Consider the following 787-nt stretch of genomic DNA (forward strand, 5'->3'; position numbering starts at 1 on the left):
CCGTGGCTTCGGCCCGGACGCGTCAGAAGGCGCGGGCGCGGAAGACCGAGTCCTCGTCCAGCGTCCTGCCGGGCCCCGGCTGCTGCCCCGCGATGCGCGGCTCGCGCAGCCCGAAGAACCCGCCGCCGGGGATGGTCTCGACCTCCAGACGCAGGCCCGCCTCTGCGGCCCGGGCGCGGGCCTCATCGAGGGTCAGGCCCTGTACGTCCGGCACGGCCACCTGACGGGGGCCCTCGGACACCGTCAGCCGCACGACCGAGTTCCGAGTCGTCGTCGCCCCGGGGGCGGGCACCTGGGAGATGACCTGTCCCTCCGGGACCTCGCGATCATGCCGCGACTGCTCGACCCGTGTCAGCAGGCCTGCGTCCCGGGCCGCCAGCCGCGCGTCGACCGCATCCCGCCCGACCAGGTCCGGGGCCAGCACGGGAGCAGGGCCCGCCGAGACGGTGAGCTCCACCCGGTCTCCGGACCGGACCTCGGTGCCCGGGGCGGGGACGGTCGCGACGACGGCACCGGCCGAGTAGACCTCGTCGTGGCGGTTCGAGACGTCCACCTGCAGACCTGCCTCGTGGAGACGGGCCACGGCCGTCTCCCGATCTGTGCCGCCGAGGTCCGGCACCGTGGACGACGCCCCGGAGAACGGGACATTGCCTGCTCCGAGGGTCCAGCCCAGCAGGATCGCCATGCCGGTGAGCAGCAGCGTCACGGCGGCCCCGGTGGCCAGCGTGCGTCCCGTTCGCCCCGGCCCACGTCCAGCGTCGGGGCGCTGGGCCGCGCGGCGGCGCTG

Annotated in this window: 1 protein-coding gene; it reads right to left on the reverse strand. The window is 75.7% G+C overall.

Annotation, left to right across the window (positions count from 1 at the left end):
• Window positions 1-22: 22 nt before the first annotated feature.
• Window positions 23-787 (reverse strand): PASTA domain-containing protein (locus tag AC2W7A_RS13025; RefSeq protein ID WP_485991694.1); only part of this gene is annotated, 765 nt, incomplete at its 5' end.

It is taken from the genome of Micrococcus sp. LASM2_SD2 (genome assembly GCF_057364565.1).